This is a genomic window from Thalassotalea atypica (assembly GCF_030295975.1).
Classification (GTDB): Bacteria; Pseudomonadota; Gammaproteobacteria; order Enterobacterales; family Alteromonadaceae; genus Thalassotalea_F; species Thalassotalea_F atypica.
Genome location: NZ_AP027364.1, coordinates 1,184,915 through 1,205,820, shown reverse-complemented (window position 1 = coordinate 1,205,820; position 20,906 = coordinate 1,184,915). Strand labels below are relative to the sequence as shown.

Below are 20,906 nucleotides of genomic sequence, written 5' to 3'. Positions count from 1 at the left end.
TATAAGGAATTAAAAACATTTTATTTCAGAAACTTAAAGGTAGAAGAATTAATTTATGCGTTTCTTAATAATATAATTTCATCATGAAAAATTTATTATCGCTTATTCACACTATTTCTATGCGCTTATTATTAAGCGGTGTATTAATATACAGCTCTCTGAGCTCAGCCAACGAAATAGTACTGAGTGATCCTAGCAAATCAAAAAAAGCATTATTTGTTAAAGAACTACTTACTATAAGTTACCAGCGTCTAGGTTATAAGGTACGGTGGGTTAAAAACGTTAGTTCACGGGAGCTATCTCTTGTCTCATCAGGGAAGTTATCTGGTGCGCTAGCAAGAGCACCTATTATTGAAAGCAATTACCCTGATTTAGTGAGAGTTCCTTTTCCTATCCTAAAGTTTTCCATGCTGAAGGTTAGTGACCGTGAGCGTTGCGGTTTCTGTTTGAACGAGCAAATCACCTCTTTTGCCTATGTAAAAGGCAGTGTGATTTCCGAAAAGTATGTAGAAACAATAAGTCCAGACATTAGAACATTTGCGCTCACTGCAAGTGATAAATTAAACGAAATGGTACAAAAAAGGCGGGTTGATTCAATGTTAGTAATGGACTTTCAAATTGATCCAGAAATATACCTTAACCCCAATTTGCTAATAGAGTCAGTAGATGAAGAACTCGATTACCACTATTTAGGCCCAACTTTTTCCCATTTAAAAGAGCCACTATTAGAAGTGCTCAATGATCTAAACCAAGAAGGAATGATTGCTAAGCTGGAAGCAAAGTATCAGATTAAGCTGGAACAAAGGCGGATTAAGCCGAATCGGAAAATTAAGGCGGTATCAGGCAATTGGACAGGCTACACCAACAGCGACGGCTCAGGTGTCTATTGGAATATTGTAAAATCGATTTTTGGTAAGAGCTTTACTGTTGAAACATCAGAATACACTTGGCAACGAGCCAAAATTCTGTTTGAGAAAAAGCAAGCTGACTTATTGGTCGGTGCCTATATTAGCGATAACACAGGTGATTTTCTTTTTTCGTCTTATCACATAGATTTCGAATACCCTTTATATGTATTCGCGCAAAATCAACACATATTAGATAAGTTTCAAAACAAAGAGAGTGATATATCAGCCTGTGTTATGGCAGGAACAGAAATGAAAAACTATATCGACTTTCTCCCTATAGAGAATGTATTTATGACAAACCTAGAGCAATGCAATACGTTATTCGCTAAAGGAAAAGTCGACGTAGTTGTTGAATATCACTACAACCTCGACAAAGAGTTAATAAAACGCCCCAAAGCAATTTTGAAAAACGCTGAGCCACTATTTGTCGTCTTTCACAACAATGAGACTGGCCACTATTTGAAAGCGCTCTTTGATAAAAGTATTTCAACCCTCGCTCAACAAGATAAATTAAGAGCTTTGTACCTTACCGATGAAAATTTCGAGCAAGCAAATATCCAATGGTAGTCAGAATTTACCGTTAATACTTTGCATGTGGCTTTGAATGTTGAACAAAGCTATTGATTACTTCTTTGGCAGCTTGATAGTGAAACATGCCCCGCCAAGGATGCTTGAATCAGATACCGACAACACACCTTGATGCCAATCAACAATACGTTTAACCATGGCTAAACCAATACCATGCCCTTTAATTGATGAGCTTTTATTATCACCTCTTACAAACGGTTTTAAGATTTCTTTTCGTTGTGACGGGATAACGCCAGCACCATTATCGTGAATGCTGAGATGAATGTATTTATCATCGGCTTCAAGTTGAATTAACACTTTACCTTCGCCATATTTAATCGCATTTTGAACAACGTTGGTTAGTAGCATCATTAGGTACTTTTTATCTGCAAATAGGTGAAAATCACCGTTGTATTGCTCGCACTCAAACTCAATTTCATCAAGCAGCCCAGACTGGACTTGAGCATCAACAAGAACAGTTATATCAAACAACTTACGCGATAAAGATACTGAGTTCTGATCTAAGCGTGCAAAGGTCAGTAACGTTTCTACAAGCTCCGTCATATCATCAACGTGCTTACTCAGTTTTTGCTGATATTTGTCACGGATAACAGGGTCTGTTTCTTCTTCTAACGTATCGATACCAAAACGAATTTTGGCCAAAGGGGTGCGCAAATCATGAGAGACCGCACTGCTCAATAATTTAACGTCAGCGACTAACCCTTCAATCCGTTCAGCCATGCGATTAAATTCATTTTCTATATCACGGATGTAGGAAAACGAGCTTGGCTTTACCCTACGCTGTAATTCACCTTCGCCAAACATTTTGGCTGTTCTCCTTAACGTAAGCAACTGTTTAATCAACGGGTATACCCATAAAATAAACAAGCAGAGCAGCACGAGATAAAAGACGACAGTAAAAAAATACGCTCTTGATTGTTCTGCTTGAATGAAATGTTGCCTAGGAGCTTTGATCAGCAATACTTCATCAAAATTGGCTAAATAATAGTGCCACGTTAAATGGTTACTACTTTCCAATAATAACGGCAATTTTTGTTTCATTTGTTTATATAACGGCGTGGGCATAGGTAGTTTGTCGGCTGACACTAAACTGATATGAAAACGTTCTTCAGACCCATTTTCATACTGAGCCTTGGCTTGTTGCCATTGCTCAATAAATAGCTGCCTGTCTGTCATGTTATTCAAGGTAGCTGCAAATTGCTTACCTAGTGTCTCAAGTACGTATACCTTATCCATATTACGGCTTGGCTCGTGACTTTGCTCATACGCTTTGTCAAAAAGCCAGCCAAGCCCTGCGGTCGCAATAAATACATAAGCCAATAATGAATACACTAATAAGCGCATGACAATCTACTTCTCTGTATCACCTTTACCATTGTTACTACCATACCTACCAGGCATCCTTCGCAAACAAATACCCTTTACCCCAAATCGTTTTGATTAGATTGGGCTCTGTCGGGTTGTCACCTAGCTTTTTACGCAGACGTGATACTTTAAGATCAATAGAGCGGTCAAAACCATCGTAGTCAAAGCCACGTAATTCACTGACCAACTGATGACGAGAAACTATCTCACCTGCCTTGCTCGCCAGCAGCCACAACACTTCAAATTCGTTCGACGAAATTTTAATTATTTTATCCGCTAGTGTCACTTTCATCGCCTCGCGATCAATGGTTAACTGATTAAAATTAAGCTGTTGCTCTAGCGTGCCTTTACCTTGTTGATACGATTGTGACTTAAGCTGCATTTGTCGCTCAACGTGTTTTCTGATCCGGGCTAGCAAAGCGCGGGCTCGTACAGGTTTAGTAAGATAATCATCCGCGCCCATTTCTAACCCTAGCACTTCATCGATTTCCTCATCGCGTGCGGTAACCATAATGATCGCGTTACAAAACTCAGGGCGAACGGCTTTACACACATCAAGCCCATCAAGGTTAGGTAACATGCCGTCCAAAATAACAACGTCAGGGACTAGCTCTGTGATCAGCATTACCGCTTCATTACCACAGCCGGTTACGCTGACCTGGTAACCTTTCGTTTGCAAGTAATCTCGCATCCACTGCGCTAAATCAATGTCATCTTCAACGATTAAGATATGCGCAGGTGCTTTAACGCCGTTAGCCAACTCATTCTGTTTTTTTTCGTCCATTGCTTCTCTCTAAAACATGCGCCAAGATGCCCTAGAGCGCACGTTTTTCTTGTACACCCAAGCCATTTCTAGTTGCGCTGTCGCTAATATTTGAGGTGTATCCGCCGTACTCTTTAAGTAGAAAGACACATTTTCAGCAGATTCAATTTCGTTAAAATACTGCCCTTGGCGTACCTGTTGCCAACACATTAATGGCTTGTGTTGTTGAGATGAAAACAAGCATAAATCATCACGTTCAGTCGCATTCCATGTGATCTCAATATCAACAAAACAGGTTTGTCCATGATGTAATGCAATACATTGTTTAGGGGCTAATTCAAAATTAATCACCGAGTTTTCTGCAAATGCTTTTACACTTATCATACACATCAGTGTACATGCGAGTAATCCCGAAAATAACGTTGGTTTCACGTTGCCTAATGGCATTAATGCTACTGGAATTTTAATAAGTTTTTTCACGACAAGCTCCTATTAAAATACATAGCTAAGTAATAAACCGAATTCAGTGATATCGGGATCACGATCAGGTATATATTTAGCAAACTGCATTATCGAGCTGTCACTGATGCTGTCTGATACATTGGTATATCGAAAATAGGTTTCAAACAAGACATCTTCGCTGATCGGGTAACTTGCACCTACTTGACCAATAACATCGGTACCAGCCCCTGCTTTATAAGGTCTAAAGCCCAATTGCTCCATCAATTCAGATGTCGAGTAGTAGTAATCTAAGATTTCTTTTGAACGGTACTCTAGGCCGCCTGAGAAATATACTTCCCAGTTTTTAATTTGATAAGAGCGTCCAAGCCACAATGATGAGTAAATACCACTGTCGTAATCCCGGTTAAACGATATCGGTGATACAGTAAATTGCACAATGGCGTCATTGATGAAACCACTAGCGCGCAAGCCAAGCATTTGAGTACTGTCTCTTTCCTCCTTTTCATTAACCTTGTCAGTAATAAAAACATATTTGTTGTGGCCATGTGCTCTGGTAGTAATAACATCAAAATTCCAATTTTCAGTATTGTAAAAGTTATAACCAATATTGGTGCCTTGATCTAATTCATTAGCGCCATAGGACGCCTCAATAAAAAGCCCGAGTTCTGTTTGGTATCGGCCACTAACAAACAAAGAGCCGTTACTGGTTTTGTCTTCGTATGGCCCTTTCTCATATTTATAACCGTAGCCTACTTTAAGATAACCACCATGGGGCTTTTCATTGGCTGATGTTGACGATTGAGCATGGTCATTGGCGCTAAAACCTTCATTAGCTTGAATATTTGTACTGATGATACACAACGCGAGAAAAGCGACGTGTAAAAATAACTTTGGCATATAATTCCTTTATAAATAAACCGTCAATTCACATTGCGGTGTTGACTTGATATGCAAAGAATAAAGCGCTTTGATGAGAAAAGGCGTACCACTGATTGTCAAACTGTATCACTTTGTATCTTCTTTTTATGGTATTGATGGCGAAGATAAGTATAAAGAATCTTCGGCTTATGCCAATACACTTTCGTTACATTTCGGCAGCGCCTGCAAAACTTTAGATATCCATGCTTCAAAAAGTTGAACTTTCTTCCAGGTAAAATGGTGGGCTGGTGCGACTAGATACAATGTGCGAGGGCTATCAAATTGGTAATCCAGCACATTGACTAAAGTACCCTGTTTAATATGCTCTGCCACCAACAAGCGGCTAACAAATGCTACCCCTCTTCCAGAAAGGGCATGATCGATTACCGGTACTGAGTCGGTAGTTTGTAATGAAGGTTTTAACTGCTGCTTGCCCAAATGATATTTCGCTTTAAAGTGCACAACGGCTTCTTGTATATCGACACTGGTGTCATTCAGTAATGGTAAATTGGCAATATCATCAATGTGTTGACCAGCACCTTCCACAATTAGCGGATTTGCCACCAGTACTATCGTATCATCAACTAGTTTTCGTGATTCTAGGTTTGGATAGGTACCAAATCCACGACGAATAGCGATATCAATGTTGTGTTCATCAAAATCATCTAACAAATTATTCGGATTAAATTGCACACTTAACGCAGGATTTTCTTGTTGAAAACAGTCTATGTTAGGGATAAGTAAAAGTGATGTCACTGAATGCAATGCAGTTACTCTTAGCTCGTTCGCATTTGGCTCAAAAGTGACCGCAGAAATACCTTGGCGGACCTGCTCAAAAGCCTGTGCCACAAAAGGTAGAAGAAGAGAGCCACGTTTTGTTAGCGTCATTTTTGTACTGCTACGTTCAAACAATTTACAACCAACGTGAGCTTCTAGCAATTTAATTTGCTGACTCACTGCTGCTTGACTAACAAACAACGAATCGGCAGCGCCTTTAAAGCTGCTACTGTTCGCAACAGCGAGAAACACTTGTAATGATCTAAGTGGAGGTAATCTGTCCATAAATTAAGTTTTTCTTAACTGATGATAAGTTTATATCGTTTGTATGAATACTATACAAGGATTAATTTAGACCGTGCAATTATCAAACACGGATTAGAGCCGTTAAGAGAGAACACCATGAAAATTACAATGTTATTGACAATTACTGCCCTACTCACTTTTAGTTATGACTCTATGGCAGAATACAAGAAAGTTTATTCTGAGCAAGGTTACCCCTATAAATTGCTTATACACAACGCAGATTCAGTTAAGATATTCTATCGTGAATCAGAACAAGGAATTTCTTGTCGCGTTAAAGTAAGTTGGGACAACAAAGTAGCTGAGTCGAAGGTACAAAAAATTAGTCAGCAAAACTTTATCAAAACACCATTGGCGAGTTGTTTGCCAAGAAAACAAGCAAAAGTGTTGTTGGCAAAAACATTCAGTAAAAATAAAGCAAGTGTATTTAGCCAAACTAAAGGGCTATGATCTCGCTTGCAGCTAGGCATAGCACTGAAAGTATGCCTAGCTGTCCTGTTATTCGCCTGGGTATGGAGTGTTAAACTTTTAAAATAGACATGATTGTCATGCCTTCACTATTACAATAGTTAATTGCATCATTTAAGGTCTGTTCATTGATGCCTAAATCATCCAAAACATGTTGACCAATTAACCTTATTTTTGGGTACAAGCCAGGATGTGAATTACACACAGCTAAACGAGATGCCACATAAATAATAGCGCTCAACTTGTCTAACTCGCCAGCGTAGCCTTGATTATGCTCTTTTATGGGAATAATAATGGAATCAGGCAATTGCCACAGTTTCAATAATTCAGTGCTACAATCGGCAAACGTAAAGCCGAATACGTCCTGTTGCCTTTGCCATGGCGTTTCACCTCGCTCAATGGTCTCGCAGTATTTCACCTTTTCTCGCTCGCTATGCACAATGGCGAGTTCACCAATATTATGAAACAAGCCGGATAAAAATAAGCTTTGGCTATGCTTAACACTCACGGCTGCAGCAATAAATTTAGCGATGAGTGCGCAGTCGACACTTATCTCCCAAAAGCGTTCCATATCTAAAACATCAGGATCAAGACCAGAAAATGCAGCTGTTACGCCGTATGCGTCGAGCAAACTATGAACTTCTTTTAGGCCGAGCACTCTCAGCGCTCGCCCAATATCATCAATTTCTCTGGGAAAGTTAAACATGGCACTATTGGCAATTTGTAGAAGTTTTGAAGCTAGAGCAGGATCAAGTGTAATGACACTTGCAATATCATCCAGTGAGGCTTGCTGGTCTTCAAGCATTTGCTTTAGCTTTAAGTATATATCAGGCAATACACATAATTCTTGTGCGTTCTGCGCATATTGCAATGCAGATGATGTCATTTGAGCCTCTTCGTTAAACAGTCAATTACGATAAATAATATAACGAAATTAGTGTGCTGCCTAGCGAATGCTGGCCCGATAAATAGCACCAAATAAATACCAATAGCTAAATTTTACTCACAATTAATAAACAATCTACGTTCGTTTATAGTGCCGCTACAATAACGAGCCGAGAAAAATGAGGTTAGTTTGGGCAATTGATACTTTTATTGTGTTGGAGTATTAGCATATGGCTTAATTTTAGTCATATGCTAATAAACCAATCTAATACTTAACGAACAATACATTACACTAGTATTAAATTTGTATCTGAGGCTTTTTACCGAAGCTACCACTGGCAATCACATTCAGTTAGGAAAAAGCGATTGCATCTTAGAAAAGGCATAGGGCTTTATATGTGTTGAGAGTCAGGTATATCTTTTAAGAGGCTATGCCTTGCTTTGGCTGCTTATTAAGTTCACGTTGCGATTTATATATCCCCACCAAGGCTAAACCCATTAATAAATAGAACGCTTTTATCGCTGAAAACTCAACAACAGCTTGCCCGCTATCCAAGTGACTATATAGCACAGCGCTCGTAAATACTTCAATAACTGTTTGAATAATGGGGTAACAAAATAACGCGATTGCAGATAGTTTGGCAAACTTATAATCCTCTGGTTGTTTAATAAACATAACCAAAAAGAGTAGTGATAAAGACAGCACCGTGTTGCTTATCCATAACATCAAGGCCGCTTTTTTTACTTGCACCATACTTGCGTCTTTTGCAGATGGGTAAACTTCTAGCAACTCTAACAAATATCTCTCTGGCGACACTAAGCCCCAGATGGGATAAATCAAAATAAGTAATGCAGCAATGAATATGCTCACTCTAATTAAGGCCATAATCTCTCCCTTTAATCCTTATGCCCATCTCAAGGGCGAACTTGAATTTGATAAACCGTAACGCACGACGAAAATATAACAATAATATTTTGTATTTAATTGTCCTGCCCCACTTTTTTAGCATTAATCTTTCTTAAGACAAAAAATACAATCAATAAGTACACAACGGTAGCAATATGCTTAGCAACGACTTTGATAGGTGCTTGAGACTCATAGGCCAGTAACCCATCGGCAATTGGCATAATAATGCCAAACAATGCCCCCCACATTAATACAATATAATTACGTGTGTACAAAAGATAGGCAAAAATCAGAGTAATAAAAAGCGTGCGAGAGCCATATATCTTTACCCAATCACTATCCGTAGCCGAAAACAGTTCAGTGCCTCTTACGGTAGAAAAGAAGACAGGATCAATAAAAGCAAAAGTGCCATAAAAGCCTTGCAATAGAACCATTAATAAAACTAATACAAACGCCACTTTTTCTAATTGAGTCATTTTATTGTTCATTACATCCATTTACTTAAATAATGCTAGGCTCAGCTAAGCTGCAGAACCAAATAAAGCTAGCTACTTTTAAGAGCTTATCGCGAAGTACTAGCCACTAAACCATAACTTTCAATGCAATATATGGCACCAAATTAAAAACGATGATAGACAGTTTATAATTTGCCAAATATGAAAAGTATAACGAAGGCAATTTTGAAGCACTCACCCCTGTTAACTTAGTATGAACATTGATTGCAAAGCCTCTAAAAAAGAAAAGGAATATAGCGGCAAAAGCTAAAAGACCTATATTTAGGACTGTACACCAACCAAAGAAAGTCGTTAATTCATTAATATTCATACAAGGTTAATCTCCTATAAACTCGGTTCAAAGTAACATCATTTTATGTAACGAAAAATGCTTGGTTTAAAAACAAAACAAAGCAATACAGAGTAAACTGTTAGCGGTCCCACTATTGTATTGGCCTGTTATATACCAATTATAGAGTTACCTGCATTTTAACGTATGAAACATCTGCCTTATAAAAACGCTTCCCATATGGCTGCATACCAAAGCGTTGATAGAAATTTAGTGCTGACTCTCTTGCATCACACCAGAAAACTTTTGCATCGGTATTTTCGAGTGCTTGCAGAATATACCGCAACATTTGAGAGCCAATACCTTGACTTTGATAATCAGCATTAGTAGCAAATTTACGTAAACGAGCTTTGTTTAACTGCAAGAAAACTGAAGCGACACAAACAAGTTCATTATCAACAAAAGCACCAAAATGCCACGCATCATCGTCACCTTCTACATAGCAGTATTCAGGTGGTTTCATTGGCCATAAAACGCGATGGCGAAGCGGGATTGTTTGTTCCCAAGAAATACGTCTAATTTCCATATATACCTACAGAGCCGTCATAAACATATAGCAGCTAACCAACGGGGCTTATGTGTTTGGCTAAAGTGTTGAAGACAAAAGGAGCCAACTGTTTTTATCCTTATTATTAACTTATAAGCTTGCTCATTGCTTATAAGTTTGCCCATTGCTGCTTTAATCCTATTAGGTGCACAATTCCAAAAACCAGACAAATAATAGAGCTCCAAACCCAAAACTCTGGAGATCGCCCCATGGGAGAACTTATAAAGAAAAAACCAACTGCCCCACGAGCCAAATAAATGATTGTAATTAGTATAAGGGCCAAACGAATTAAAGGGAGTTTAAAAATAATGCCTGCCGCAGAAAAGGCATACATTGACCAAATAGAAAGCACCAGAGCAATTCCAGTAGTCACAAGCGTTGGCTGAATACTCCCCTGCTCTGAAAGAAGCGCCATTTGCTCTCCTGCCCCGAAGAAGCGATACCAAGGTGCTCCGAAGTAAATACAACCTAAGTGTAAGATTGCTGCCACTGCACTTAAAGCGCCTGCGACAATTAGAAAAACATTCATACGTTGTTGGAATCTCCCTGTAATCTAACGCTTCTATAAAAAGCTAATTTTATTGACTAATAAGTGAAACAAGTGGAAATGTACAAACGTTTATCATCCCGACTTCGTTTGCCTTGTTAGGTATATTGGCGAGTTATAGCTAAACATACAACGATGATTAATAAGTTTATTGATGCTCGAAACAACCAATGATGCTCACCGAATGAAATACGAAATTTCTTTGTGAGCAAAACTATCACCCCCATTAAAGAAAACCAGGGTGTAAAAAGAAGCGTTAACTGCCACTTTACTATCGTTATTGCTAAATCGTGTAATGCACCGCTTACAGCAAAAGTCATAACTATTGCTAGCCAAACAGGAAGTACTTGGCTCAAAGGTTTCATTATTTTGCGCGAAAGATAATAACCCCATATTGGATTCCAATATTGCCAGAACAAATAGAATGAACTTGCGCCAAACGACCTTTTGAGCATATTTGTCATTGAACCTGATGCGCCAAGAGCTACGCCATTACGCTTTCTTACGTACTCTGCAAGTGTGATTGTTTTGTGCATGCTGACCTTATATGCCTATCGCTAAGCGAAAATTGTAGTTTATTTATTTTTAAACAAAGCAGTACTGAGCAAACCTTTACTTATAATCTTGTCCCGCCAGAGTAGCCTATTATTCTTTAACCCAGATCAGGGCATCATGTAGTTTATCAAAATACTGAACTTCACCGGTCATAAACCAAGAACCAATCTTAGCAGCTATTTCTTGCCAATTCTTATTCCCATAAATAGCTATTTTGCGAAATTCATTATTATGTTTAAGACCAAGTTTAAGGTCATCCCACGCCGCTCTTAATTCCCAACCCTCAAGCTCAGTACCATCAATTAAAACGTCAACTTTAGGATTTTTAACCTGCGCTAATGCAGAATCAATCATAGGTGTGATCACTTTATAGTCTTCATGCGTAAGCTTTCCCACTGCCTTTAATGAAAGGAAAAACTCATTTTCATACCTTTCTATTCCAATAGATAAACCATGTTTGATAGAGCTCATAATGAAATCTCCAAATAATAAAATGCCCAGCAACAAGGCTAAATGAAACAACTTGTTATATGTTTATGCACTGCAGCTAATTTGATAATGCCGTTCTACGTTTTTAGTTACTTCACCCCATTTGGATGATTTAACTCTGGCTTGGTGATTATCAAAAGCAGCTTGGTTTACAAATTCTTCGTAAACGCTAAACCTTTGAGGGTTAACTGCATCTGGTGTAACTTCAAAAACTAAACAACCAACTTCTTCTAAGGTAAGTCTTTTATGGTTAATTAATTCACTTTTAACAACGTCAAGCGCTGAGTCTGGTATAACTATGAATCCTTCTAATATAACCTTAGCCAACACTAAACTCCTAAAAAGTATAACAAATGATATAGCCCATTAAGCAACTCGTTAAGCAACTCGTTAAGCTTTAAATACGACGAACCCACAATACAACTTTGTATTCCAAATTTGTGTTGTTTTTAAAAGAAATAGTTAATTTACCTTTTTTCTCTTTGAAAACAGTACTGGCGCTATTATCTGTAGGTCCTGTTGATACACCAGCGTAACCATTTTCATCTTTGATTTCGAATATGTATTCACCTTTATGACTATCAACCATATCTTTTGGGAATTCAAAGTTGAAACCAACCCATAGATCAGTTTTTGTGGGTATTTCAATTTTCCCTGAACTATAAGCAGTTAAATTAATCTCTTTAATGATTCTGGCATCAGCCTTAACTTTACTTTTCAAACCACTTGAATATGAGGATTGATAAAAAAAGGTAGTAAGAAAAAATAAGGTGTATAAGAGTTTCATGATTCGCGCTCTTTGAATACTAACGTCCATTTAAAGGGGCTGATAATGGTTGGCTAAAATTCGCGATGAAGGAGCACTAGCCAAGCGTTTTGCATGCTCTTGCCCCAATAAAATGAACACGCTCCGTGTGTTAATTTACTGCTAATTCAAATTAATCATTTCTTTTATCTTTTCTCTAACTAATTTCAAGTCATCTTGCAGTTTTATTGTAACTTTATCCGATTCACCTAAGTAATTTCTCAACTTTTGAGATCTTTCTATGAGATGACGCTTAGATTCAGGAGTCAAATTTGGAGAATCTCCTTCGTTAATACCCTCTATTTTCTTAGAATTTTCATTAAGCTGATTCAGTAGAGAGTTTTGTCCATTCAATGCAGCTTGTAATGTAGCATCAATGCAACTTATCTCGGCTTGTAATAAATTAATTCTTTGATTTCTTTCTTCTAATTCATTAGCTTTTTTTTGTAATATATTAGCCAGAGTTTGTTGTTCTGTTTGCTCTTGATGAGACTCCGCGGAGCTCGTTAAAGCTTTTTTAGTTTCAGTCAATTCTTCTTTTTGAGTTGCATAAGTTTTAATTAAATAGATCAATGCTAACGATGCGATAATAGGGTTTAAAATACCGCCAATATAGTCACCAAAAGCGCCCCAAACATCTTGTTCCGAAGATAATCCATATTGCCCAAATTGAAAAATATAAAGCCCTAAGACAATCGATATTACTATTAAAACGTAGCGAATCATTTTAGTTAAATTGAACCTTTTATAAAAATGTAAGAGTGTGATTAATCGTAGGCATATAACAGCTTATTATGTAGACGTCTTAGTAATATCCGTCTATTCACTTCCTTTTAAACTACCAGAAAAAGCTAACTATTCAATCAGTTAAGTTGGTTTTCGTTGTTTTCAGTTGTACATTTATGGATATTACTGAGAGTTCACCGCAATACCGGTGTAAGAAAGAAACTCATATCCAATAATTTTATATAACTACCAATTATTCATTATGATATTAGTAGCTTAGTGAGAATTTCAGGTAGTATTAGTGTTGGTTTCTTTGGAGTTTGGTGTTCATTTCTCGCGCTGAAGTCATTGCTATGCGGTGTGTTCGATGATGTTTATTAGGGGGCACTCACTAATTCATCCTTCGATGTATTAATGAGCTGACCGCGCTATTCTCTGAATGCCTCGGCATTTAAATGGTGCTTATTCAATAATTTGTAAAACTCAGTACGATTGCGCTGGGCAATTTTGGCGGCTTGCGATACATTACCTGACGTAGTTTTCAAAATATTGGCCAGATAATCCCGTTCAAATTGATCCCTGGCTTCTTGAAAAGAAGGTTGTTGGGATGACTCCCCTCGTAGCGCATTTCTGATCAATGATTCATTGATTAAAGGCTCAGTCGCTAACGCAACACTTTGCTCAACCACGTTTTGTAATTGACGAATATTGCCAGGCCATGGCGCACTAATCAGCAACTCCATCGCGGCTTGAGAAAAGCCATTAATTGTATTAGCTGATTTATCGCCACTTTTTTTAAGAAAGTGTCGCGCCAGCAGTGGAATGTCTTCTCTGCGATCTGAAAGCGGTGGCAATGCCAACTCGACCACGTTTAAACGATAATATAAGTCTTCTCTAAATCGTTGCTCTAAAATTGCTTTTCGAATATTTTGATGTGTTGCAGCAATCACTCGAACATCAACTTTAAGAGACTTCGTGCTACCAACAGGTCTAATTTCTTTCTCTTGTAACGCTCTGAGTAATTTAACCTGAAAGTTCATTGGCATATCGCCAATTTCATCAAGAAATAAAGTACCGCCATCAGAGGCTTCAAATAAGCCTATGTGATTTTTTTCAGCTCCGCTAAACGCCCCTTTTACGTGACCAAACAATTCTGATTCCAGCAATTGCTCGGGAATAGCCGCACAGTTTATCGCAGTGAACGGTTTACTATGACGGCTACTTGCTAAATGAATTGCTTTGGCCAATAGCTCTTTACCAGTGCCACTTTCACTGCGGATCAGTAAACTAAAATCGCTTTGCGCTACTTGATAGGTTTGCTGTAATAGAGCCTCCATCACAGTGCTACGGCTAATGATCTCTTTACGCCATGCATGTTGGTCATTAGACGGATCATTGACGGATTGCGGCTGCAGCCTGATTGCCTGCTCGACAGTATCAAGTAAATCTTGTGATTCAAACGGCTTGGTTAAGAAACTGAAAACACCTTGCTTGGTTGCGTTAATCGCATCAGGAATGGTGCCATGTGCAGTCATAATTATGACCGGAATATTGGGATGCTGTTGGCGAATTTTATCAAATAACGCCATACCATCCATACCTTCCATACGTAAATCACTGATTACAAGCAATGGGTGAAAACTCTTTAACAAGCCCAACGCTTCTTTACCACTTGAAGCTGATTTAACTTGGTAACCAGCCGCTGTTAACCGGATCCCCAACAGCCTTAATAGACTAGGATCGTCATCAACAATGAGTATATTGCCACGTAAAGTGGCGGTTGTTTTGATTTCATTAGCCATGATTATTTATGTTCTTTTCTATATTTTTTAACTGCTGTATTTGTTGCTGTAGCTTGTGTGATTTAGCTTCAAGCAGCTCAATTGAATGCTGTTGTAATTCGAGTTTTTTTTGCGTTTCAGTACTCGCTTTTTCATTCAAAATTAATTTATTCAAAATTAATAACTGCTGATTGAGCTGGTCTTTCAACATTACGATAAATGCTAAGTCAGTGGTGTTTAACTCTGCTTGATCAATTTGAACTTGCTTTTGATTAAGCTTTGATTTTGCCGTGTAGGGGTTATGTATCGGAGAGTTAGGTAGGCTATATAACAAAAGCAAGTGGGTTTCTGCTAATTCACTTCCTAATTTACTGTTCTCTTGTTGTAAACGCACTTCTGCTTTGAGCTCTTCTTCAGCTAAGCTTTTAATCCACATGTAATAGCCTCCGTAATAAGAGGTGTTATGTGTGGTCATTTGTTGTGGCTGGAGTAATAATTGGCAGCCACTTAGTTGTAACAGCGTGATCGCAAAGCAGGTAGTTAAAAGACCACTGATAAATTTACTCGGCACCCTTTTTCCAAATATAAGGTGTAAATGGGTCATCTTTCCTTCTCCACTTTCGGTAATAAAATGGTGATCATCGTTCCGTTCGGCTCTGTATCTGCTTTATTTAAAGAAGATAAATTTTGAACGTTTATTTCACCCTTTAACCTAAGTAATAGTTCTTTTACGATGGTCAACCCTAGGCCACTGCCTTTAATGCTTGAATTTACCGGCGCTGGCCCTTGGTAAAAAGCGTCAAAAATTCTTGCTAGTACAAGCTCATTCATCCCCGGTCCTTGGTCGCTCACTTCAATACAAACCTTGTCTTGCATAGATTGACTGGCGATTCTTATATGCCCCCCCTGAGGTGAAAACTTGATCGCATTAGACAATAAATTATCTAAAATGACATTAAGCTGCTTGGTATTACACTGCAGCTTTGCTGGCTCTATTTGCAGGTCTATTTCAATTTCTTTACGTTGAATATCAAGCTTTCTGTCATCTATCGCCATCTCTATTTGTGGCTTAAGCTGCACATGTTCAGTGTCTTGTAGGCTGGTTGAGTCCAACACGATATTGAAGTCGAGCAAATCTTCAATTAAACATTGCAAGCGCGAAACACTAAGCTTGATGATTTTGACAATTTCTTGCTGATCGTCATTAAGCTCACCAACACTGTTGTCATATATAAGCTCGGTTCCTTCCCTAATCGCTGCCAAAGGTGTTTTTAGTTCATGAGAAATGTGTCTAATAAAGCTCGACTTTTGTAACTCCAATACATGCAGCCTGTTTCGCATTAACTCCAGCGCTTCTGCAATCTCTCTAACCTCGGTAGCGCCAGTCACGTGGATCGGTTGCTCAAAACTACCCTGCTCTAAGTCGTTTATTTTAGCTAATAACGCTTTCATCGGACTCGTTATAAGAACAATGAAAAAACCGGAAATCAAAAGTGAAATAGGAATAATGATCAAACTTTGCAGCATGGTTTCACTGACTTGGCTGGCTGAATTCTTAATTTCATCCGCTTTTAAATCAATTAGAGTATTACTGCGTTGCATTATTTCTTGGTTGATGCTGGCAAGCACTGTGAACTGCTCTTGCACATTGACTAACGCTAATTCATTTGCAGTAGTTGTTAAGAGTAATGCATTAATACTCTCAATTTGCTGGTGAAAGCGAGCAACAACGTCCGTCAGTTGAGTATCATTTTGGTTAACCAACGCAGTCATTATTTCGTTTGACAAATGCAATGCATGCTTTTGATATTGTTCAAGTAAATCTGACTCATTTAGAATCACGAACTGGCCGGCCAAGCGTTCCATTTTACTCATGGTCAAACTAAGTTCGCGATTGGTTTGATTGAGATCCGCCACGGTAAACACCGCCGTTGCACCCTGCTTAGCTAGCTCATTCACTTGACTCACGCTGTAAAGTAAGGCGATCGCCAACGGCAATACGACTAAGCCAAAACCGATTAATGTTAAGCGTTTAATCGATATCGCTGAGATAAAATGTAATATATGTCTATACAACACATATGGCTGCAAAATGGTCGTCACTGTTTTTCCTATTGGATTAGGTTGTGCCCAAAACAAAGCCTTTGTAGGGGATTTTCACTACAGAAACAAGACTGTCGCTGATCAACGACGTTTAGTGTTTTAGTCGATTGATTTCGTTACTCGTTGATTTTGTTGGCTTTAAGTCAACGCTATCGATAAATCAATAAACATCACCATGAACATTTAATTTTACCTGTTGCCAAATGGCGACACAAGCACTGGGATTTAAAGTAATATTCTCTTAATTTTCAACAAGTTAACTTTTGGCACGTGTTCTGCAATACCGTGTTCGACGATGTAAACTTGCTTCGGGTATATGACCTAACGCAAGTGATTTAATTTGAAAAACAAGGAATTATTATGAACAAAACACGTTTAATAGAAATCAGTGCGATAGTAATGGCTGCTACGTTAGCTACATTTGTAGTAAATGCAGATCAGGAAGTTAGGTTGAGCAACGTCAGCATTAAAACACCAGCTCACGCCACTAACAATCTAACGGCGCTATTCTCAACCATAGACACGGATAAAGATGGATTATTAAGCAAGTCAGAAATTTCTGCCAGTAAAAACGATCTCTTGATGAGAAATTTCAAAGCCATTGATAAAAATACCGACAACAGCATTAGCAACGAAGAACTAAGCGCATTCAGCGCAAAAATAAAAACAAAGTAAGCATTTTTAACTTGAGTGACCTCCCTCTAGTTAACATGCTCGCTAACTAGCACTCTATTTTGCCGGTTGTCTCCAACCAAGCGACCGGCCTTTTTAAGGTTTAGCATCATGCAACACATGACAAAACATATCCAAGTCGGAGACTGGATTTACGAAATCAAAGCCGTGCGTGCTTTGAAAGTTGAAAGCTATGGACAGCCTTATTCCGCAATTGCCAATATAAACATTAATGGAGACAGTGCGTATATTGACGGACTCCTAACCAAAGACGATGACCATTTTGATCGAAAAGATTTCAATAATATTATTAGTTTTTGCCGTAATTTAGACTTGGCCAATGTCCACTTTGACCGCTACAAAAATGGCACGATGCGCTCAGAAACGGTCAAACTTCAAAAAGCATCCCTGCCTGCATTCTTAAAAGTTGTAAGTTAACGTTTCAGTTTCATCAGGTGCATCACTTTTGTATCTGATGAAATCACACTCCATGCTCACCTTTGTCTTATTTTGTTGCACTTTTGTCAGCCCTTTGAGTGCCTTAACTACAAGCATTTTGATAAACTCGCCCGCTATCAATCAACGAATATTAGATAACGGATGTCTGATATAGAGTTATCTCTAGGCATTACTTGCTATCTATAAATTAAAACTAAAATAAAAACCATTTGAATTCGGCGTGCAGTAAAAGTGGCGTTCGAGTATTAAATAGGCATAGGGTATAAACAATGTTTAAGAGTATCTGCTTTTTAATAAGCTTGTTGTTTGTTTCAGTTTCCGTTAGCGCGGAAAATGCAAACAATCAGTCACAACATAAACAATATCATGAGGTTAAGATATCGCCTGACGGCAAAACTATAGCAGTCGCTATGGATGTAGAAGGAAAACGAACACTTGCTTTTCTTAATACTGCAAACATGGAGTATGTCGGCGGCTCTAAATTACCAAGGCTAAGTGAAGTAGGCCAATTCTATTGGGCGAATAACGAACGGGTCATTATTCAAGTACATAAAAAAGAAGCATGGCGCCCTGAATCCATTTATTACGGCGAGCTTTTCGCACAAAATATCGATGGTACCAAAGCCAACATGATATATGGTTACCGCGCTTTGCATGAGCGTAAAGCTCGTGGTGCAGGCTCTAAATTTAAGAAAAAGAAACGCCTCGAAGGCAGCGCAGAGATCATTAATTTAATGAGTGATGATGAGCGTAGTATTCTAATCAGTTCAACGTTATGGAAAGAAGGTACCCATCCTTCTGATACACATTGGAAAGGTATTGGCAATCGCTTAGCGGCGGTTTACAAGCTTGATATTTATAATGGTGAAATCAGTACTAAACGTATTGGTGGCGCGCCCGTATCTTATGCGACTTTCTTATCTGATAACAAAGCGCAATTAAAAATTGCCTATGGTGAAAATGTGAATAATGAGCTTTACATCATGAGCGATGATGGTAAATGGCAACAAGTTGCAAGCTCTAACGTTGGCAAAAACATTCAACCGTTAGCGATTAACAGTGCAGGCACCCATATGCTAGCTTTAGACAACTTCAACCAGCAAAATACTGGCCTGTTTCAGTTACGTTTATCTGATGGGAGCTATGAGAACTTAGTCAGTGATGATGAAATTAACGTACTTGGCGCTGAAGTTTCGAAAGACGGTCACGACGTATACGCGTTACTACTTTCAGGAGACTACCCAAGCTACGCAGTACTAAATCAAGATACTGTTGAATCGCAAGTCTTCAATAATTTATTGGCGGTGTTTCCTAAGAAACAAATTTCCATTGTGAGCAAAAGTGATAATAATGAACTATTTGTCGTCCAAGTGATGGTAGATGGTAAAAACTTTAAGCACTACATTTACAACAAAACCACCAATAAGCTTTCTGCATTTGGTTAGTACTGATAAAACTCTACAGAGCTTAGTATTAAGCTAAGCTCTGCTATTTTATGTAAACTCACCTTTTAATTACCTACTAACTTTTCATTTCACTCAATTTCCACATATAGCAACACTAGTCAATGTCATACAACTAGCGCTGATTATCACCTCTGTTGACCTAACTCACTGAAAAGCTTACTGTCTAATAAAACATCAATCATATGTTTTGATTTCTAACCAACATTTTGTGAGAAATAATGCCGAATCGTCCCCCACAACAATTAACGATATTGATGTCAATGTATCTTGGTTATGCTGCCATGATGATTTGCCGTCAAATGGTCACTATTTTGAGCCCAGCATTGCTTGCGGATGAATCGCTAGGCTTAACAAAAACAAATTTAGGTGATTTTGCTGCCTACGGCACCTTGGGCGCATTGTTTGGCAAAATTATTTGGGGCCCGCTTGCTGATAGATTTGGTGGTCGCTTTACCATGTTAGCCGGTATTGTCCTAACGGCACTGTTCGTTATCGCCTTTGGATTGTCTCCTAATGTGATGGCTTTTACGGGCTTTGCATTTTTGCTTTATTGCACTAAGTCTTCCGGTTGGCCGGGCATGACTAAATTGGTTGGCGAGTGGTATCACCCGCAGCATTATGGGCGAGCTTGGAGCATACTCTCCACCAGCTCTCGCTTAAGCGTTGTGTTAGCAACTTTGTTCTTTGGTTGGTTATTAAGTGTTATGCATTGGCGATCCGTTGCAATTGTCTCAGCAGTTTTTGCGTTAATCATTTGTGTTGGTTGCTATTTCTATTTAAAAGATAAACCGGACAATCCAAATTTTTTCAAAGACCACTCAGAAGATTCTGGTGATGCAGAACTAGCGCTCGAATCAAAACAAGCCCTTGATAACAAATATAATCACCCGCTACGAGGAACCAATACGTTAGATGGATTACTTATTTTTGCTAAAAGTCCAAGGGTTTGGCTAGTCGTAATTTTGTTGATGGTTTTGACCTGTATGATGGCGTTTTTAGACTTTGTTGCAGTTTACCTGATGGAAAGCTACCAACTGACGCCGTCACAAGCTGCAATGGCTTCTACTATTTTCCCCGTTGGTTCATTAGCGGGGCTTTTAGCTTCAATGGCTTTTTATGATCGTTTCTCCAAAAAAGGGATCCGAGCCGTATTAACTCTTGCTTTGCTGTCGAGCCTTATCAGTGTGCTTACTTTACAGTATTTACCATTATTGAATTTAAATAGTCAGTGGAACTACATCGTCGCACTTGGCGCCATCTTCATATTTGCCTTTTCAATTGCCCCTGCTTATTACTTACCCATGTCAATATTTTCTATAGAGTACGGTGGGCCTCACAGTGCAACGCTGGTTTGTATCATTGACGCTTTCGGTTTTGCCGCCAGTGCTACATTTGCCTTTGTCGGTGGACGGCTTGCAGACAGCGCCGGAGGTTGGTCTAGTTTTATGAATATGCTGATACTAATTTCAGCGGCTGGTGTTGCGTCAGTATGGGCCTTTATGCACGCCGAGTACAAAGCAGCCAACAAAGCATGCCCTACAGCTAAATAGCTCGGTTGATCTTGAAAGC

25 protein-coding genes are annotated in these 20,906 nt (G+C 38.7%); 6 read left to right on the top strand and 19 right to left on the bottom strand.

The genetic code is table 11. The features are described from left to right. Nucleotides 1–83 precede the first annotated feature (83 nt). Entirely contained in the window at nt 84–1,475 is a 1,392-nt protein-coding gene (locus tag QUE03_RS05640) for a hypothetical protein (RefSeq protein WP_286265989.1), read from the top strand. A 57-nt stretch (nt 1,476–1,532) separates the two neighbouring features. On the opposite strand, the gene QUE03_RS05635 is transcribed toward QUE03_RS05640, so the two are convergent. From QUE03_RS05635 to QUE03_RS05615, 5 genes are all read right to left on the bottom strand, one after another. After that, the gene (locus tag QUE03_RS05635; RefSeq protein WP_286265987.1) at nt 1,533–2,840 is read right to left on the bottom strand and encodes a sensor histidine kinase; all 1,308 of its coding nucleotides are present in this window, start codon (nt 2,838–2,840) and stop codon (nt 1,533–1,535) included. Between the two features lie 46 nt (nt 2,841–2,886). Next, complete coding sequence (locus tag QUE03_RS05630) at nt 2,887–3,645, bottom strand: response regulator (protein WP_286265985.1); 759 nt, start codon at nt 3,643–3,645, stop codon at nt 2,887–2,889. Nucleotides 3,646–3,654: 9 nt separating this feature from the next. Then, nucleotides 3,655–4,104 (bottom strand): DUF3019 domain-containing protein, encoded by a 450-nt coding sequence (locus tag QUE03_RS05625; protein ID WP_286265983.1) that lies wholly within the window; start codon nt 4,102–4,104, stop codon nt 3,655–3,657. A gap of 12 nt (nt 4,105–4,116) precedes the next feature. Continuing rightward, nucleotides 4,117–4,983 (bottom strand): MipA/OmpV family protein, encoded by an 867-nt coding sequence (locus QUE03_RS05620; protein ID WP_286265981.1) that lies wholly within the window; start codon nt 4,981–4,983, stop codon nt 4,117–4,119. 168 nt (nt 4,984–5,151) lie between these two features. Next, on the bottom strand, nt 5,152–6,066 hold the full coding sequence (locus QUE03_RS05615; RefSeq protein WP_286265980.1) for a LysR substrate-binding domain-containing protein: 915 nt from the start codon (nt 6,064–6,066) through the stop codon (nt 5,152–5,154). 117 nt (nt 6,067–6,183) lie between these two features. Here QUE03_RS05615 and QUE03_RS05610 point away from each other — a divergent pair, with 117 nt between their 5' ends. Beyond that, nucleotides 6,184–6,534 carry a hypothetical protein gene (locus tag QUE03_RS05610; RefSeq protein WP_286265978.1) on the top strand — a complete coding sequence of 117 codons (351 nt, stop codon included), beginning with the start codon at nt 6,184–6,186 and terminating at the stop codon, nt 6,532–6,534. A 70-nt stretch (nt 6,535–6,604) separates the two neighbouring features. Here the strand turns inward: QUE03_RS05610 and QUE03_RS05605 are convergent, their stop codons facing one another. The 14 genes from QUE03_RS05605 to QUE03_RS05540 form a co-directional block, all read right to left on the bottom strand. Further along, a complete protein-coding gene (locus QUE03_RS05605; protein ID WP_286265977.1) occupies nt 6,605–7,438 on the bottom strand; it encodes an HDOD domain-containing protein in 834 nt (277 codons plus the stop codon). A 420-nt stretch (nt 7,439–7,858) separates the two neighbouring features. Next, nucleotides 7,859–8,323, bottom strand: coding sequence for a hypothetical protein (locus QUE03_RS05600; RefSeq protein WP_286265975.1), 465 nt, complete (start codon nt 8,321–8,323; stop codon nt 7,859–7,861). 95 nt (nt 8,324–8,418) lie between these two features. Continuing rightward, nucleotides 8,419–8,820, bottom strand: coding sequence for a DUF4267 domain-containing protein (locus tag QUE03_RS05595; RefSeq protein WP_286265973.1), 402 nt, complete (start codon nt 8,818–8,820; stop codon nt 8,419–8,421). Between the two features lie 106 nt (nt 8,821–8,926). Next, nucleotides 8,927–9,169 carry a DUF6868 family protein gene (locus tag QUE03_RS05590; RefSeq protein WP_286265971.1) on the bottom strand — a complete coding sequence of 81 codons (243 nt, stop codon included), beginning with the start codon at nt 9,167–9,169 and terminating at the stop codon, nt 8,927–8,929. Between the two features lie 139 nt (nt 9,170–9,308). Then, on the bottom strand, nt 9,309–9,713 hold the full coding sequence (locus QUE03_RS05585; protein ID WP_286265969.1) for a GNAT family N-acetyltransferase: 405 nt from the start codon (nt 9,711–9,713) through the stop codon (nt 9,309–9,311). Between the two features lie 130 nt (nt 9,714–9,843). After that, the gene (locus QUE03_RS05580; RefSeq protein ID WP_286265967.1) at nt 9,844–10,263 is read right to left on the bottom strand and encodes a hypothetical protein; all 420 of its coding nucleotides are present in this window, start codon (nt 10,261–10,263) and stop codon (nt 9,844–9,846) included. Between the two features lie 116 nt (nt 10,264–10,379). Continuing rightward, nucleotides 10,380–10,817, bottom strand: a complete 438-nt coding sequence (locus QUE03_RS05575) for an acyltransferase (protein WP_286265964.1) — start codon at nt 10,815–10,817, stop codon at nt 10,380–10,382. A gap of 109 nt (nt 10,818–10,926) precedes the next feature. Beyond that, a complete protein-coding gene (locus QUE03_RS05570; RefSeq protein ID WP_286265961.1) occupies nt 10,927–11,307 on the bottom strand; it encodes a SpoIIAA family protein in 381 nt (126 codons plus the stop codon). 63 nt (nt 11,308–11,370) lie between these two features. Continuing rightward, complete coding sequence (locus QUE03_RS05565) at nt 11,371–11,652, bottom strand: putative quinol monooxygenase (protein ID WP_286265958.1); 282 nt, start codon at nt 11,650–11,652, stop codon at nt 11,371–11,373. 70 nt (nt 11,653–11,722) lie between these two features. Further along, complete coding sequence (locus QUE03_RS05560; protein WP_286265955.1) at nt 11,723–12,112, bottom strand: hypothetical protein; 390 nt, start codon at nt 12,110–12,112, stop codon at nt 11,723–11,725. 141 nt (nt 12,113–12,253) lie between these two features. Next, nucleotides 12,254–12,856: a hypothetical protein gene (locus tag QUE03_RS05555; RefSeq protein ID WP_286265953.1), complete on the bottom strand. Its 603-nt coding sequence runs from the start codon at nt 12,854–12,856 to the stop codon at nt 12,254–12,256. A 428-nt stretch (nt 12,857–13,284) separates the two neighbouring features. Next, nucleotides 13,285–14,658, bottom strand: coding sequence for a sigma 54-interacting transcriptional regulator (locus QUE03_RS05550; protein WP_286265951.1), 1,374 nt, complete (start codon nt 14,656–14,658; stop codon nt 13,285–13,287). Next, nucleotides 14,651–15,241 (bottom strand): hypothetical protein, encoded by a 591-nt coding sequence (locus tag QUE03_RS05545; RefSeq protein WP_286265948.1) that lies wholly within the window; start codon nt 15,239–15,241, stop codon nt 14,651–14,653. The genes QUE03_RS05550 and QUE03_RS05545 overlap by 8 nt, the downstream gene beginning before the upstream one ends. After that, entirely contained in the window at nt 15,238–16,740 is a 1,503-nt protein-coding gene (locus QUE03_RS05540) for a sensor histidine kinase (protein WP_286265946.1), read from the bottom strand. The genes QUE03_RS05545 and QUE03_RS05540 overlap by 4 nt, the downstream gene beginning before the upstream one ends. 360 nt (nt 16,741–17,100) lie before the next feature. On the opposite strand from QUE03_RS05540, the gene QUE03_RS05535 reads away from it, so the two are divergent. The 4 genes from QUE03_RS05535 to QUE03_RS05520 all read left to right on the top strand — a co-directional run bounded on the left by QUE03_RS05535 (nt 17,101) and on the right by QUE03_RS05520 (nt 20,887). After that, nucleotides 17,101–17,415 carry an EF-hand domain-containing protein gene (locus QUE03_RS05535; protein WP_286265944.1) on the top strand — a complete coding sequence of 105 codons (315 nt, stop codon included), beginning with the start codon at nt 17,101–17,103 and terminating at the stop codon, nt 17,413–17,415. 108 nt (nt 17,416–17,523) lie between these two features. Beyond that, nucleotides 17,524–17,850, top strand: coding sequence for a hypothetical protein (locus QUE03_RS05530; protein WP_286265941.1), 327 nt, complete (start codon nt 17,524–17,526; stop codon nt 17,848–17,850). Between the two features lie 290 nt (nt 17,851–18,140). Further along, a complete protein-coding gene (locus QUE03_RS05525) occupies nt 18,141–19,316 on the top strand; it encodes a hypothetical protein (protein ID WP_286265940.1) in 1,176 nt (391 codons plus the stop codon). Between the two features lie 239 nt (nt 19,317–19,555). After that, nucleotides 19,556–20,887, top strand: coding sequence for an MFS transporter (locus tag QUE03_RS05520; RefSeq protein WP_286265938.1), 1,332 nt, complete (start codon nt 19,556–19,558; stop codon nt 20,885–20,887). Nucleotides 20,888–20,906 lie beyond the last annotated feature (19 nt).